Below are 14,473 nucleotides of genomic sequence, written 5' to 3'. Positions count from 1 at the left end.
AAAAAGTCTTCACATCGCTCAACGTGACCCAAGCGGATTTCGGTGCCTCAGGTGAATGACACCAAAGCCTTGCAAAGCGCGTGAGGCTCATAATGTAAGGCCGATTGGTTGTCGCACAGATTGGTGGCGAGGCACGGTACACCGTGGCATTCTTCGATCCGTTGCCGCATTGGTTTGGGGACTGCTGTCTCGTCACACAGCACTCCGCTGATCAAGCGGTCGGATGGGCAGTCGTCGCCTGCATCTTCCCGTAAAGCTACGAGCAGTGCAGCGACCTGATCACACAGGCCCATGCCAACGCACTCTGGGTCCGGGCCAAGGCTCGGCACATAGATTTTCGGCACATCGCGATTTGCCACCGCTTGCCCTACACCTTTGGGCAGGAGATTGGCAATCACGCTGGAGTATAGGCTGCCCGGTGCATAGCAGATCAGGTCTGCGCTTTCGATCAGCTTTCTATTGCGTTTTGGTAAGGGGCAGTCTTGTGGCGGAATAATCTTGCCATCCTTGAAGAGGTGTAGCCGTTCAATTCGCTGAGATAAGGGAGTGTTCTCCTTGCCCGATATCTCCCGTTGTCCAACGACGCGGGTCCCGTCGGCAAGATCGGCTGCAATTTGTAAGTTGGCATCAACAATGGTGCGCACGGTGCCCTGAACCTCGACCATCTTTGACATCAGAAAAAGCACCGGCTCCAATGCACGGCCATAGGAAAAGTATCCACCCGCCAGAATGAGATTTCCGACGCTGGCTCGTCTGAAATCGAAGCTCTTTGGCCTCAAACCCTCAAAAGCTGCAAGCTGGGTTAGGATGAGGTCACGCATGGGTTGGCTGATAGCTTGTACCAAAACATGCGTGCCGCTCAAAAGACTTTGATACTCGGCCTCAAGTGCGGCTGCTTCTGCCTTTTGAGGCAAGCGGTGCGAAAAAAGCCGGAAGATATCCGGTTGGCCGAGAACGGTTTCATCCGCGAGCGCCATCAGACGGCTGCGCAAGTCTCCTACAGCCGGCATGTCAAACGCCTCACGCAGAACCTGGCTGCTGCCGCCACTGTCAAAGGGCGTGATGAGATGGGTTGAATTGTGGGTATAGGATTTCAGGGCGCGCGCGGTGCTGTTCAACGCACTGCCACCGGAGAAAAACAGCATGCGCGCACCAAGGTTCGGCAAGGCGCGGGCCCGGGCAACACGCATTTCGTCAGGCAGATCAATCTGGCGCGATATTCTGAAGTTGGACATTTAGCGTTGTGAAACTGAAAACTGGGTCTGAAGGACGTCGTTTGGTGCCAAGAGGCTACAGCTCCAAGGGGCATTTGCCGAATGGAATCTGTTCTGCGTGGATGGCATGGAAAAGAGGCAAAGATAAGTAGGAGGCTCGTTAGGGCTTTTGAGGCGGGTTTTTGCGAAACAATACCCAGAGCACAAAGCCGATAAAGGCGAATGTGCCAAGGTTCATCAACGTATCAATCGGATCACCCAGCAGCATGGGACGCCTCCTTGGCTGTGTCTTCGCGGAAGGCTCTGATAAAGCAGACCATCAGCAGCACGGTGATGAAGACAAATGGTAGTGCGCCAAGTGCAATGAGTGTTTTCATGGCTTGAGTAGAACCTGACAGGATCATAGCCGCGCCGAGGACACCCAAAAGGCCGCCCCAAATAAGGCGTATGCGAACGCTCGGGTTCGGGTTTCCACCGGTTGAAAAGGTGCCCAAAACAAAGGCAGCACTGACAACGCTTGTTACCACGAACAAAAATGCAGCGAGGACCGTTGCCAGCGTCGTGAGGCTGGAGAAAGGCAGCCGGTCAAGCAGGGCAAATGTCATCCGCTCCACGTTTGTTTGCGTCAGGGCCAGAAGGTCGCCTTGTTGGGTCAACGTCTCATAGAGGCCCACGCCCCCGAAAGCCCCGAACCAGATCGTTGAAAAGAGAGTTGGACCGATCAGCACGCCAAGAACAAACTCGCGAATCGTCCGTCCTTTAGATATTCGGGCGACAAACACCCCGACGAAGGGCCCCCATGCGATCCACCAGACCATGTAGGGGTCAGAACAAGATTTGCTCCCGTAGACACGCTAAGGGCGAACGGATTGTGAACATCATGCCGCCCGCAGAATTTTTCCAGGCGACCGTAACGTCCTGAAGCCTTCAGGTATTTGTTTCTCCGTGTCCCAGGAGTAGATGCCGGTCAGATTGATATGCTCCCAACGGAGCGGCGAGATGTGCTTGAGCACGTCATCGGTAATTTTCCGGCCCTGCTGTCGCAGATGAGCGACGGCCCGGCTGAGATAAACGGTGTTCCAGTGCACGATGGTACTGACTACCAAGTTCAGTCCGGAGGCCCGAAACGCCTGGCTGTCATAGGAGCGGTCGCGTATTTCGCCGCGTTCGTGGAAAAATACGGCACGCTTGAGTTTGTGGGCAGCCTCACCCTTGTTGAGACCAGCCTGGCACCGCCGGCGCAGCGATTGGCTCGAATACCATTCGATCATGAACAGTGTCCGTTCGATGCGACCGATCTCACGGAGCGCCTTGGCCAGGTCGTTGGCTTTCGACGAGGTGGCAAACATCTTGAGGATGGTTGATGGCGCGACAGTTCGCGTTGTGACCGACGCGCCTATGCGCAGGAGATCGTCCCAATTCTCAAGAATGAGCGTGGTGTTGATCGGAGTGCCAATATGATTGGCCAAGGCTGGGTAGGTATCGGCTCTTTCGAAGGTATGGAATTTCCGGTCCTTGATGTTGCGCAGCCGGGGAGCGAAGCGCTTTCCAACGAATGGGAACAGTCCGAAGGGTATTGCCAACTTGTTGATTGAGCATTGGTTTGATAGATCGTTTGTATGTTTCCAAGTTCAGAATTCCCAGGCCTTAAGGGCTTTCGCTTTCCACGATCGATCATTTCCTATGCGGTCTGGGCCTACCACCGCTTAGCGTTGAACGCGGCGGATGTTGAAGACCTGCTAGCGGAGCGGGGAATTGCTGTCAGTAGGGAAACAGTCCGCAAATGGGTGAACCGGTTTGGCCGACATTTTGCGCGCTGCATTCGTCGTGACCGTCCAAAGCCCAATAGCAAATGGCACCTGGATGAAGCGGTGATCGTTATTGGTGGTGTCAAATACTGGCTCTGGCGGGCGATTGACGGGGATGGAGACGTACTGGATATCCTGGTTCAATCGCGTCGGAATGCCAGGGCAGCCAGACGTTTCTTTGGCACGCTGGTCACGCAATACGGCGAACCCCGGGTCGTGGTGACAGACAAACTGCGCAGTTACACCAAGCCGGTTCGGGCTCTTGCGCCAAATGCCGATCATCGCGCTCACAAGGGCTTGAATAACAGGATTGAGAACTCCCATCGCCCAACACGTAAACGGGAGAAGATCATGGGCCGGTTCAAATCTCCGCGTCAGGCACAACGCTTCCTGTCTGCCCATGATCAGATCAACACGCTTTTCCGGCCGCGCCGATATAAACTGTCCGCACCTTCATACCGGCATGCAAGGGCTGATGCATTCGCAATATGGCAAGACTACACTGGAAAAATGAACGCCTGAATTCCGTCCAGAATGGGGCGTCATGCACCACGAATTCAACAAGTTGGCAATACCCATCTCCGGCATGGAGAAACTGGATGATGGTTTCCAATTCTCCGCGCCCGTCTCGCGACGAGCCTGATCCGGTTTCCGAGCGGATGATGTCGCAACCGACGGCCTTCAGGCGCTCGATCTGGATATCCAGGTTCTGGTCTGATGAACTGACGCGGGCATATCCGATACGTGCCATGGAGAAACTGTCACATTAAGGTGGGATTGGCTGCTGGACGTCACATTATCTGAATATAGGCTCTTTTGTTACATCAAAATCATGTCACATGAAAATATGCCTTTTGGGTATACCCTATTGTCACACAGTTCTGATTATTGAAATATGATATCAAAAACGATATATTGATATCATCGTTATCAAGCGCGAGCCTGAAGCATCATGGCAAATGTGACCGTTAGAAACCTGTCCGATGAGGTTCACCGTGCCCTGCGGGTGCGCGCGGCCCATCATGGCCGTAGTACGGAAGCTGAAATACGGGAGATTCTGGAAGCTGCTGCCCGGCCACCTGAACGTATTAAACTGGGTTCCTTATTGGTATCCATTGCCCAGGAAGCGGGAGGCTTGAGTGATGCTGAAGCTGAAAAGCTTGACCAGTCTCGTGACAGGGCTCCGACAGAACCAATGAGCTTTGAATGATTGTTGTTGACACCAACGTCATATCGGAGTTGTGGCGAATTTCTCCAAACGCCAGTGTCGTGGCCTGGATCGATGCCCAAGCCATCGAAACCCTTTACCTTTCAGCTATCACAGTTGCTGAATTACGCTATGGTATTGCAGCGATGCCTGATGGCAAGCGCCGCACAATCTTCCAGACACGGTTGGAAAATGAAGTACTTGCTGCCTTTTCGGGGAGAATTCTGCCCTTTGATCTAGGTGCTTCGCAAGCCTATGCAAACTTGATGGCTCAAGCGAGATCAAAAGGCAAAGCCATCGGAAATGCAGACGGATACATTGCAGCAACGGCCAAGGTTCACAGCTTTATGGTGGCAACGCGCGACACTGCCCCTTTTGAAGCTGCCGAAATCCGGACATTAAATCCCTGGGAGATCAAGTAATGAACGGGTTCGCTCAATCCATTTTCCTCACGCGACAATAGCGATTGCGGCCTCGCAGGCTTTTCTAAACTCGCTTTGGGTTAATTCGAGGGCCTTTTGGAGCGCGTTTACGGTTCTGAGATGGATCGGATCTTCGTTTTCTGCCTCTGCGAGGAGGGCCTTGAACCATTTTCTCAAGGATGAAGGCCCGTGAACCAGCTCATTGACGAGTTGCTGCCGTGAGACAGGCTTTTGTCCATCCTCGCCAAGGACGACGCAAAGGGCGGCAAGGATTGTTCTGGCATTTGCAAGGTCACCGGTTTCATCGGAAGCGGCGGTCGTATCGATGTGTTTCAAATGAGTGTCGGTCATATGAGATCGGCGGTGCAAAATTCGACCACGGTAGCGGCGGGATAATCCTGCTGCGGGCGGCGTAAAAGTCGTCCACCTATTTTTCTTCTGCGAAGACGGCAGGAGGGTCAGGGGATCTATACCGTGGAATTGTATTTGAAGGTCCGGCTGGCTTGTTCGGAAGGGATGACGCAGCGCCAGGCAGCGAAGCATTTCAACATATCGCGCGACACGGTTCGCAAGATGCTGTCGTATTCGACACCGCCCGGCTATCAGCGCCGGTCACCGGTGCGCCGTCCCAAACTTGATCCGTTCGTCTCGACCATCGATCGCTGGCTTGATGAGGACGAGAACATGCCTCGCAAGCAGCGCCACACGGCCAAGCGGGTGTTTGACCGGCTGCGCGACGAATGCGGTTTCACCGGCGGCTACACGATCATCAAGGATTACATGCGCGAACGATCACAGCGCCGCCAGGAGGTCTTCGTTCCGCTGTCGCATCCGCCCGGGCACGCGCAGGCCGATTTCGGCGAAGCCGGTAGTGCACGCATGGCCGCCAGATCGCGTTGCAGCCGCTCACCGATCGTCCCGCTCTCGCCCCGCAGTCTGTCACCCTGGCGCTTGCGGCATTGCTCTTCCAGCCAGAGATTGAGCTCATCCCAAGTCGCAAACCGCGGGATTGGTACCATGAAGTTGCGCCGGGCATAGCCGACAAGACCCTCGACACTCCCCTTGTCATTGCCTTTGCCCGGACGGCCATAGCGGTCCCGGATCAGGTAGTGGGACAGAAAGCCACTGAACAGAGCCGCGCGCTTGCGCGTGCCATCGGGCAGGATCTTCGCCACAAGGCACCGGTCGTTGTCGTAGACGATCGATTGCGGCACTCCGCCGAAGAAGGCGAAGGCATGGATGTGGCCGTCCACCCAGGCCTCAGCCACGGCCGCCGGATAGGCTCGCACATAGCAGCCGTCGCTGTGCGGTAGATCGAACACGAAGAAGTGCGCCTTCTGCTCAACGCCGCCAATCACCACTATGGCTTCGCCGAAATCGGCCTGCGCGTGCCCGGGCGGATGCGACAGCGGAACGAAGACCTCCTGGCGGCGCTGTGATCGTTCGCGCATGTAATCCTTGATGATCGTGTAGCCGCCGGTGAAACCGCATTCGTCGCGCAGCCGGTCAAACACCCGCTTGGCCGTGTGGCGCTGCTTGCGAGGCATGTTCTCGTCCTCATCAAGCCAGCGATCGATGGTCGAGACGAACGGATCAAGTTTGGGACGGCGCACCGGTGACCGGCGCTGATAGCCGGGCGGTGTCGAATACGACAGCATCTTGCGAACCGTGTCGCGCGATATGTTGAAATGCTTCGCTGCCTGGCGCTGCGTCATCCCTTCCGAACAAGCCAGCCGGACCTTCAAATACAATTCCACGGTATAGATCCCCTAACCCTCCTGCCGTCTTCGCAGAAGAAAAATAGGTGGACGACTTTTACGCCGCCCGAAGCGGGACTATCCCGCCGCTACCGTGGTCGAATTTTGCACCGCCGATCTCAAACGCTCTCTTCCTTTTGCCAAGCGTCATAGAGCGCGTCGATAAAGTCTGGTGGGTGAAAGTAGGAGACGTATTGTAAGGCATCACAGACGCCCTCAACGATATCCTCCGCGGCTATGATCCTACTCATGGCTCTTTCACCCGCACGACTTTTTCTGGGTTAGTTGCAAGGAGCCTTTGCGCACGCGCCAGAATAGGCGCGTCGATCATCTGCCCATCAAGACCAAGAGCGCCTTTGCCCGATGACGCCTCCGACGCAGCAACAATCGTGAGGGCCCACTCGATTTCTTGCTGTGTTGGCGCATAAATCCTTTGCGCAATTTCGACTTGCACCGGATGAATGCAAAGGGTTCCACACATGCCCCAAGCGCGTGCTCGACGACAGCCCTCTTCAAAAGCGTTGCGATCGCCGAAATCAGACAGTTTTGCCGCCGTGCCAATTGGAAGCACGCCATTTGCGACAGCAAGCGGCACCAGGGCCGTCTTTACCGCCACGATAGTCTCTGAAGCGGGATCAACTCCAAGATCGGTCGCGAGATCTTCGTCTCCGATTGCGATCAGTGAGAGTAATTTGTGTCCAACAATTTCGGGAAGACGTGCAACGCCACGTGCTGTCTCGACGAGACCCATCACTCTCGTGCTTTGCGCGCCATTGCCTGCGACGAACTCGGCCACGCTATCCAGCATTGCAGCGCTCTCGATTTTGGGAACGATGAGACCGTTTGCACCAGCTTCTAGTGCCGCGTGGATATCCTTTTGCATCAAGGAGAATGGGGCATTTACACGGACATAGACAGGAATCTCGGCTGATTTTAGGCTCGAAACTTGTTCGAGCAAAACTCCGCGCGCCTTGTTTTTGTCTGCCGGGGGAATGCTGTCTTCAAGGTCCAGGATGACAACATCTACATCGAGCGTGCTTGCCTTTTGCACACGCTTTTTATCTGTCGCAGGAACGAAGAGGAGGGTTCGAGGTGCGGTCATGAAGCTTTGACCAGATCAGCTGCCTTTTCGCCGATCATCATTGATGTGGCATATGTGTTGGCAGAAATCATAGAAGGCATGATCGAGGCATCCGCCACGCGCAAGCCTTCGAGCCCGTGGACACGCAAGGTGTCATCCACGACAGCCGTAGGGTCCGCTGCGGGTCCCAACTTCGCTGTGCCGATCAGATGATATCCAGTCGATCCATTGCGTTGACAAAAATTGAGCATCTCGTCGTCCGACTGCACATCTGGACCTGACACTGTTTCGCAATCCAGCCATTGTGCCATGCGTGGCGTGTGGAGCACCTCACGCACGAACTGCATCCCTTTGACCATCACATGTCGGTCTACAGGATCCTCAAGATAATTCGGCTGTACAATGGGCAGGACTTCGGGATCTCGAGACGTTGCGCGGACAAAGCCGCGGCTCAGCGGTCGATGTTGCCAAGCCCCCCCGGTGACTCCCGGATAGTCGTCGAGAGCGTAGTGCTCACCCTCCTTGTAGCTCCCTGGCATAAAGACGCATTGCGTGTCGGGAAGGTCCAGCGCAGGGTCGGATTTTGTGAACATGAAGACCTGAGAGGGCGCGTGCGAAAGGATGTTGGGGCGTCCTGCCGCCCATCTTCCAATCTCGCGCAAAAGGCGTGGGCCACGAGCCAATTCGTTGAGCGTGACAACACCCGGTTTGGCCCGCATGACCATGCGAGCAGAGTAGTGATCTGCGAGGTTTTCGCCGACACCTGGCAAGGCATGCACAACGGGCACGCCGAGGTCTTTCAACAAATTTGGGTTTCCAATACCGGAGATCTGTAAGAGCCGCGCCGTATTGACCGTCCCCGCTGACAAAATCACTTCCCGGCGCGCTGTGACGCTTCGTTCAGATCCTCGACACTTTCGGAAGCGAACACCGGTGCAGCTTAGGCCATCAAAGGTAAGGGCCTGCACAGTTGAATCCTTGAGCAGGCGGATGTTTAGGCGTTTCAACGCAGGGGCCCAAACACCAGCTGCAGAGCTTGCGCGCAGCCCATTTTGTATTGTTCGTTGAAAATATCCGACGCCATTCTGTCCACCGTCGTTGTAGTCAGGCCGCAAAGGGAGGCCACAATCTTGAGCCGCGGCAACGAACGATTCTGATACCGGATGAAACCAATCCATGTCGGTGACCGGAACCCCACCGTCGCGACCTCTCGCTTCAACAGTGCCTGGACCAATGCGCGCTTCGGTTCTACGGAAGAGTGGTAAGACATCTTCCCAGCCCCATCCGCGGTTACCCATTTGCTCCCAGAGAGCAAAGTCCTCTTTATGGCCGCGGTTGTAGACCATCCCGTTGATCGAGCCCACCCCCCCGACAACCCGTCCTTGGGTTGTGTCGATGGCTCGTCCTACGGTCCGCTCTGTAGGTTCCGTCTTGAAGCCCCATGTGATGCGCGGCTGATGCAGAGCTTTGACAAAGCCCGCTGGAATACGAACATAAGGACGTAAATCAGAAGGTCCGGCCTCCAACACACAGACACTGTGCTTGCCCCCCTCGGACAGGCGTGCCGCAACAATCGATCCGGCGGCCCCGGCTCCAAGGACGACGTAGTCGTATTCACCCATTCTGGGCGTTTGCTTCTTCATTGTGCGAACTCCTGACGCAGGGATTGATCGTTTGCACCCAAAGCAGGAACCGCGGCAAAAGATGGCTTTCGATCGCCGTCAACAATTGCGGGGGGTGCCACGATTGGCGCGGTTCCGCACGGCGTTGAGACCTCGATGCGCCGCAGATGAGGGTGCTCTGCAAGATCCGGTACCTCGTTGAGGCGGCCATAGGCGATCGACGCATCGGAAAGAAGCCCAAGGACAGTTTCATTGCCAAGCTCCTCAAAACGGCGCTCAATTAGTGCATCAAGGGCTGCGCGGTTCCCAATCCTGGCCATGTTGTCTGCAAAGGCTGGATCTCGCGTCAACGACGGATCCGCCATCACGATCTCGCAAAACCGGACCCATTCGCGGTCGTTTTGAACCGAGAAAACGACAGTTCGCCCATCCCCTGTCCCATAAGCGCCATATGGAGCAAGGGATGCATGATGGACGCCCTGACGTGTTGGGGTCGCGCCCCCTGCAGCCTGCAATAACGGGACGTTCATCCAATCTGCAATGGCGTCAAAAAGTGAGATGTCGATATTGCAACCTTGCCCGGTCACGGATCGTGCAATCAAGGCTTCGAGGATGGCCGCATGCGCATACATTCCAGCTGCGATGTCGCAAACCGAGACGCCGACTCGCGCGGGCCCATCGGCTGTTCCGGTGATCGCACATAGTGCGGTCTCAGATTGTACAATCAGGTCGTAGGCCTTGAGATCGGAGAACGGACCCTCCTCGCCGAAACCCGAGACGTTGCAGGTAATGAGTTTGGGGTTGTCCGAACGCAGCGTTGCGTGATCTAGCTCCATTTTTGCCAAGCTGCCTGGCTTTAGGTTTTGAACAACAACATCGGCTTGGGCGATTATCCGCAGCAAAAGATCGCGATCAGTTTCGTTTTTGAGGTCGAGGCGAAGGCTTTCCTTTCCACGGTTCAGCCAGACAAAGTAAGAGCTCTCGCCACCTGCAAACGTGTCATAGGCTCTGGCGAAGTCTCCCTCCGAACGCTCAATCTTGATGACGCGGGCACCGGCATCAGCCAATCGCGATGTTGCGTAAGGCGCTGCGACGGCCTGCTCAATTGCGACGACAAGGACGCCTTCGAGTGGTTTTCTGGTCATGAATGAGTACCTCTATGAGAGATTTCTGCGAGCGTGCGCAGCTGTGCATTGCCGACAATTGTCAGACCCTCATCCATCCCCATGCCGGGCTTAGCGAGGAGCATCTCGGCCCCAACGGCCAATGCAACGTCTGCAGAGAGTTGCGCGGACAGGTCCGTTTCGGTACAAGAGCCTCCGACATAGACGCCTGCGCCCTCAGCCCTGCAGTGTAGCGCAGCTTTGATCGTGTCCGAGATTAATCCAACATCCGGCATTTTGATCTGAATGATGTGAGCCGCCCGGGCTGTTGCGAAGGCCCGCATGTCTTCGATGGAGTTACAATGTTCATCCGCAACAATGCGTGCGGTACATCCCAGACGTTCGAGCGCTGTCACGATTTTGGCATATCCGTCGATCTGTGCAGCGGTCGACCCGTAGTCTACGGGGCATTCAATATGCAGGTCGAATGGATGAGCGGCTTTCTGAGCCTGTGCTATGAATTCCGCGACGAGGGTTGGATTTTCTGAGATACCCAGACCAATCCAGCCATAGACATCAAAGTGAAGGCGCGGCTTGTACGACTCTGTTCCGAGGCGTTTTACACGAGATGCGACATATCTGACGAACTCAAGAAACGTCTCTCCTTGAGGCCCAAACTTCTCTGCCGAATTGATGAGACCGTGGGGGAGGATATCAACGCCCTTAAGCACCATTTTATCAACGGCCGTGTGACGATCATCGCCGCTTTGGGCGTAGAGAGCACACGGGCCAGTTGGCAGCGGCAGATCGAACTCCTCGCAGATGACCTCGGTCGCCGTCCGTCTTTTGTTGGTTGCGACCGCCCTCAGAAGAGCTTGGCTGCACCCATATCGTGTCGCAGCACCCGCATTGATGGACGAAACGCGATCGCAAAGCGTGGAGAAATGATCGAGTGATGCACCAACCAAAGCCTCGCGCCATACGCCACCGATCTCGTTCTTGAGAGAGCGATGGGTTGGTACAGGCTCTCGACCCGAAGCGCCTGCGTATTGCACTGCAAGTGCATCCCCCCAAACAATCTCGCCATTTGAAAGGACCAGTCCAATGCCAAGTGCTGGGACCGGCATCCGAACCTGTTCAAATCCATCCGTGACTGGATCTCCAGCGTAGAGGAACCCGTCTTTTTCACGACCTCCTCGAATTGCCATCTGGTCGTCATGGAAAAAAGCTCCACGCCCTTCCACGGTTATGACATCCTGGATTGTAGTCATGCGTCAGAACTTCCTTCAAACAGGGTCGCTGCAGCGCCATTCACAAGTTTAAGGTTCTGAAATGCGGCAAAACCCGGTTCTCCGCCTTCGTATCCAAGCCCGCTTTCATGACGGCCGGGATTTGGGACGTCTGCGCGCACGCCGCGCAACATGTTGATGGACACGCTTCCCGTATCAAGCTGGCTGGTCACCAAGCGTTTGGTGGTCTCGTCTGCTGCGAAAACGTAGGAGGCTAAACCGTAAGGCGATGCGTTCGCGTTCTGGATGGCTTCGTCAATCGTATCGAAAGGGACCACAGGTAAGATTGGGCCAAATACTTCCTCTTCGAGTACACCAGATTCTGGCGGTACGTTTGAGATAATCGTCGGCGGCCAGAAGAAGCCCGGTCCATCTGGTCGAGTTGTCGCCTCATGAACCTTTGCGCCCCGCTCTGCCGCATCTTTCGTAAAGTGCGCCATGCGCTCAACAGCCCGCTGGGCGAAGAGCGGTCCCATAACTGTAGTCGACTCTGTCGCCGGGCCTAAAACGTAATGCGCAGCCGCCTGTTCGAGTTCTGCGACGAAGTCGTCGTAAATGGTCTGGTCAACGAAGACGCGGCCTGGTGCGTTACAGCTTTGCCCTGCGTGCTCGAACTTGTACTCGGCAACTTGCTGAGCCGTGTCTTTCAAATCAACGCCAGCTGTGACGATGACCGGGGCATTCCCGCCAAGTTCCAAGACGCAGTTCTGCAGGTTCTGAGCCGCTCTCGCGGCGAGCAGCTTCCCAACTCGTGTTGAACCTGTGAAGCTTATGACGCGGACCTCTGGCCTCGCCATGATTTGTTCGGAGAGGTGGCTTGGATCGCCAAGCAAGAGAGACACGGCACCAGCGGGGACTCCCGCTTCCCAAAGCGCCTCAACAATGGCGACAGCCGCTGCTGGCGACTCTTCAGCAGCTTTCAAGATAACAGGACAACCGGCCGCCAGTGGGGCTGCGACCTTGCGTGCCGACAGGACCGCTGGGTAGTTCCATGGTGAAAACGCCGCAACAACACCTATTGGTTCACGGATAAGGCAACGCGTGTCATCGATAGGCAGTGGCGCAGACAGCCGCTCCGCGTTTTCGCCATTCCAAACAAGCGTTTCGACCGCGCGCACGAATTCGCCCTCAGCTTCAGCAACGGTCTTGCCTTGCTCAATGGCCATGCGTAATGACGCTTCTTTCACACGCTTTTCTAGGCTCGCCGCCGCCTCGACCAGCATGCGTCCTCGTTCACCTGCGGGTGTTGCCGCCCATTCAGTGCGGGCGTCCACTGCATGATCGACTGCCGCGGTGACGTCTTCGTTCGTCGCAACAGATACCTGGGCGACGGTCGTTTCATTTGACGGGCCAATGAGATCGCGCTTTTTTACACGTGGCACCGGAGCCCGGTTAATAAGGGAATGATATTGTTTCATTGGCACTCTTTGGAAGAAAAGACCTCGCCTTGTGAAAGCCAAGGCGAGGCCAAGTCATGATCTGACGGGAGGTATCAGACCAAAGCGAACACGCGGCACGGTCCGCCAGATGCATTGGCGATCTTAGGTACACCGACGATGAGAGTTGCCCCAACGGGAGGTACTGCAGAGAGATTTGCCACGTTCTCAAGCCCCCATTTGTCGGCTGGGAGCCACGCCACATGTGTGTCAAAAGACGTTGAATTCCCAGTATCGAGTGACAGCCGTATCAACGGCCATGCCAACAACATTCCGTTCGCTCTCAAGAAACTCTGCGGCTTCGACATGAAACCCCGGGAAGTACATAACGCCACTGCCATCGGCATTGCGAAAGCCGTCAGTTGAGACACGATCAGCCCAGCCTGAATCCATCGCTACACAGCAAGCATACGGCAAACGTCCGTGTTCACGCTGCCAAGCCAGGATGTCATCCGGGGTCAGTTCGTAGTCTGCATTGCTTGCGGCTTTGTCGCTTACGTCAATTTTCGCCAATGGCGCAACAAGTTCTTCTACTGATAGATCGACTGCTGTGCGGCCACCAATCTGAAAATGGGATGGCGCATCCAGATGCGTGCCCACGTGCTCCAGAATTTTCCAACGATAAGTGTCATACCCTTCGCGCGAGGTGGAGAAGATTTGCTCAAGCTCCACATAATCTTGCGTGCCACCATAGGTTGGGAAGAACTTATCCAAATCATGGGTCAAGTCTAACACGCCACTAAATTGTACTTGCCGCATTTGGGCGCGAACAGGTGTAGCGGCCATGGCAAGTGCGCCAGCGGCCAAGCCACCTCCAATGACAGCCTGACGGCGGGATATCGCAGCTTGGACGGTTTCAACGGTTCCGTCAACACACATAAGTCTGTCCTCCTTGTTGTTGTTTTGAATGGCAGTAGATTTTCCTGCATTTATTCTATTATTTAGAAACTAACTCCATATTATTGCTAAATTGACAGAAGATACTTCTTAATTAAGGCTCTTTCAGGAGTTATTCAAAAGGACGTTCCGCAAAATCGAAAAGATCATCTGAGGGAGAAAAGATAAGATGGCGAAAATGAAATCGTTCGAATTGGACCGCATAGATGAAAGGATACTTGAAGAGCTTTGGCTCAACGCACGCATTACAAACGCTGAGCTAGCAAAAGCCGTCGGCTTGTCAGCTTCACCGGTTTGGAACCGGGTAAAGGCGTTGGAAGAGGCCGGAATCATTGCCGGATACAAGGCTGTCATAAATCAGGCGGCTTTGGGGCGTTCGGAGACGATGATTGTTCAGGTCACGATGGAGCGCCATGACCTGGCCGCGATGTCGAGTTTTGAACGCGCTGTTAGCGCCATGCCTGAGGTTGTCGAAGCGGCTGTCATAGCCGGTGAGTGCGACTTTCAGCTCAAGGTTGCGGTTTCCGGCACAGATGATTTCGAACGCTTCTTGCGGCAATCACTCTATCCGCTGCCGGGCGTTCGGCAAATTAAGTCAATTCTCGTTTTGCGCAGCATCACGAAGTAGGAGGAATAC

The 14,473-nt window shown here is 55.3% G+C and carries 15 protein-coding genes and 2 pseudogenes; 4 read left to right on the top strand and 13 right to left on the bottom strand.

Annotated features, from left to right (window positions below):
- Positions 1-47: 47 nt before the first annotated feature.
- The 3 genes and pseudogenes from TRICHSKD4_RS15465 to TRICHSKD4_RS15455 all read right to left on the bottom strand — a co-directional run.
- A complete protein-coding gene (locus TRICHSKD4_RS15465) occupies positions 48-1,235 on the bottom strand; it encodes a GAK system CofD-like protein (RefSeq protein ID WP_009467821.1) in 1,188 nt (395 codons plus the stop codon).
- A gap of 233 nt (positions 1,236-1,468) precedes the next feature.
- Positions 1,469-2,032, bottom strand: a complete 564-nt coding sequence (locus tag TRICHSKD4_RS15460; protein ID WP_009467820.1) for a BCCT family transporter — start codon at positions 2,030-2,032, stop codon at positions 1,469-1,471.
- 60 nt (positions 2,033-2,092) lie between these two features.
- Positions 2,093-2,785, bottom strand: a pseudogene (locus TRICHSKD4_RS15455) (Tn3 family transposase); the annotation flags it as partial.
- A gap of 48 nt (positions 2,786-2,833) precedes the next feature.
- On the opposite strand from TRICHSKD4_RS15455, the gene TRICHSKD4_RS15450 reads away from it, so the two are divergent.
- Positions 2,834-3,544, top strand: a complete 711-nt coding sequence (locus TRICHSKD4_RS15450) for an IS6 family transposase (protein ID WP_009467818.1) — start codon at positions 2,834-2,836, stop codon at positions 3,542-3,544.
- Here the strand turns inward: TRICHSKD4_RS15450 and TRICHSKD4_RS32360 are convergent.
- Entirely contained in the window at positions 3,432-3,773 is a 342-nt protein-coding gene (locus TRICHSKD4_RS32360; protein ID WP_083782806.1) for a recombinase family protein, read from the bottom strand. The two genes, TRICHSKD4_RS15450 and TRICHSKD4_RS32360, sit on opposite strands and share 113 nt — an antisense overlap.
- A 201-nt stretch (positions 3,774-3,974) precedes the next feature.
- Between TRICHSKD4_RS32360 and TRICHSKD4_RS15445 the strand changes: the two genes are divergently transcribed.
- Positions 3,975-4,232: a plasmid stability protein stbC gene (locus TRICHSKD4_RS15445; RefSeq protein ID WP_009467817.1), complete on the top strand. Its 258-nt coding sequence runs from the start codon at positions 3,975-3,977 to the stop codon at positions 4,230-4,232.
- Entirely contained in the window at positions 4,229-4,651 is a 423-nt protein-coding gene (locus TRICHSKD4_RS15440) for a type II toxin-antitoxin system VapC family toxin (RefSeq protein ID WP_009467816.1), read from the top strand. Before TRICHSKD4_RS15445 ends, TRICHSKD4_RS15440 begins: the two co-directional genes overlap by 4 nt.
- 27 nt (positions 4,652-4,678) lie before the next feature.
- Here the strand turns inward: TRICHSKD4_RS15440 and TRICHSKD4_RS15435 are convergent, their stop codons facing one another.
- The 9 genes and pseudogenes from TRICHSKD4_RS15435 to TRICHSKD4_RS15400 all read right to left on the bottom strand — a co-directional run bounded on the left by TRICHSKD4_RS15435 (position 4,679) and on the right by TRICHSKD4_RS15400 (position 13,818).
- Positions 4,679-5,002 carry a hypothetical protein gene (locus tag TRICHSKD4_RS15435; RefSeq protein ID WP_009467815.1) on the bottom strand — a complete coding sequence of 108 codons (324 nt, stop codon included), beginning with the start codon at positions 5,000-5,002 and terminating at the stop codon, positions 4,679-4,681.
- A gap of 494 nt (positions 5,003-5,496) precedes the next feature.
- Positions 5,497-6,408: pseudogene (gene istA / locus TRICHSKD4_RS15430) on the bottom strand (IS21 family transposase); the annotation flags it as partial.
- Positions 6,409-6,527: 119 nt separating this feature from the next.
- A complete protein-coding gene (locus TRICHSKD4_RS31715; RefSeq protein WP_009467813.1) occupies positions 6,528-6,659 on the bottom strand; it encodes a fumarate hydratase in 132 nt (43 codons plus the stop codon).
- Complete coding sequence (locus tag TRICHSKD4_RS15425; RefSeq protein ID WP_009467812.1) at positions 6,656-7,510, bottom strand: CoA ester lyase; 855 nt, start codon at positions 7,508-7,510, stop codon at positions 6,656-6,658. The genes TRICHSKD4_RS31715 and TRICHSKD4_RS15425 overlap by 4 nt, the downstream gene beginning before the upstream one ends.
- Positions 7,507-9,132 carry a GMC family oxidoreductase gene (locus TRICHSKD4_RS15420; RefSeq protein ID WP_009467811.1) on the bottom strand — a complete coding sequence of 542 codons (1,626 nt, stop codon included), beginning with the start codon at positions 9,130-9,132 and terminating at the stop codon, positions 7,507-7,509. The genes TRICHSKD4_RS15425 and TRICHSKD4_RS15420 overlap by 4 nt, the downstream gene beginning before the upstream one ends.
- On the bottom strand, positions 9,129-10,256 hold the full coding sequence (locus TRICHSKD4_RS15415) for a CaiB/BaiF CoA-transferase family protein (RefSeq protein WP_009467810.1): 1,128 nt from the start codon (positions 10,254-10,256) through the stop codon (positions 9,129-9,131). Before TRICHSKD4_RS15415 ends, TRICHSKD4_RS15420 begins: the two co-directional genes overlap by 4 nt.
- Positions 10,253-11,485: a methylaspartate ammonia-lyase gene (locus tag TRICHSKD4_RS15410; protein ID WP_009467809.1), complete on the bottom strand. Its 1,233-nt coding sequence runs from the start codon at positions 11,483-11,485 to the stop codon at positions 10,253-10,255. Before TRICHSKD4_RS15410 ends, TRICHSKD4_RS15415 begins: the two co-directional genes overlap by 4 nt.
- On the bottom strand, positions 11,482-12,921 hold the full coding sequence (locus TRICHSKD4_RS15405) for an aldehyde dehydrogenase family protein (protein ID WP_040616984.1): 1,440 nt from the start codon (positions 12,919-12,921) through the stop codon (positions 11,482-11,484). Before TRICHSKD4_RS15405 ends, TRICHSKD4_RS15410 begins: the two co-directional genes overlap by 4 nt.
- Before the next feature lie 228 nt (positions 12,922-13,149).
- Positions 13,150-13,818: a cyclase family protein gene (locus TRICHSKD4_RS15400; protein WP_009467806.1), complete on the bottom strand. Its 669-nt coding sequence runs from the start codon at positions 13,816-13,818 to the stop codon at positions 13,150-13,152.
- A gap of 187 nt (positions 13,819-14,005) precedes the next feature.
- Here TRICHSKD4_RS15400 and TRICHSKD4_RS15395 point away from each other — a divergent pair, with 187 nt between their 5' ends.
- Positions 14,006-14,464 (top strand): Lrp/AsnC family transcriptional regulator, encoded by a 459-nt coding sequence (locus tag TRICHSKD4_RS15395; protein ID WP_009467805.1) that lies wholly within the window; start codon positions 14,006-14,008, stop codon positions 14,462-14,464.
- Positions 14,465-14,473 lie beyond the last annotated feature (9 nt).

This window comes from Roseibium sp. TrichSKD4, from assembly GCF_000148725.1.
Taxonomy (GTDB): Bacteria; Pseudomonadota; Alphaproteobacteria; order Rhizobiales; family Stappiaceae; genus Roseibium.
This window is presented reverse-complemented; position numbering and strand designations above follow the sequence as displayed.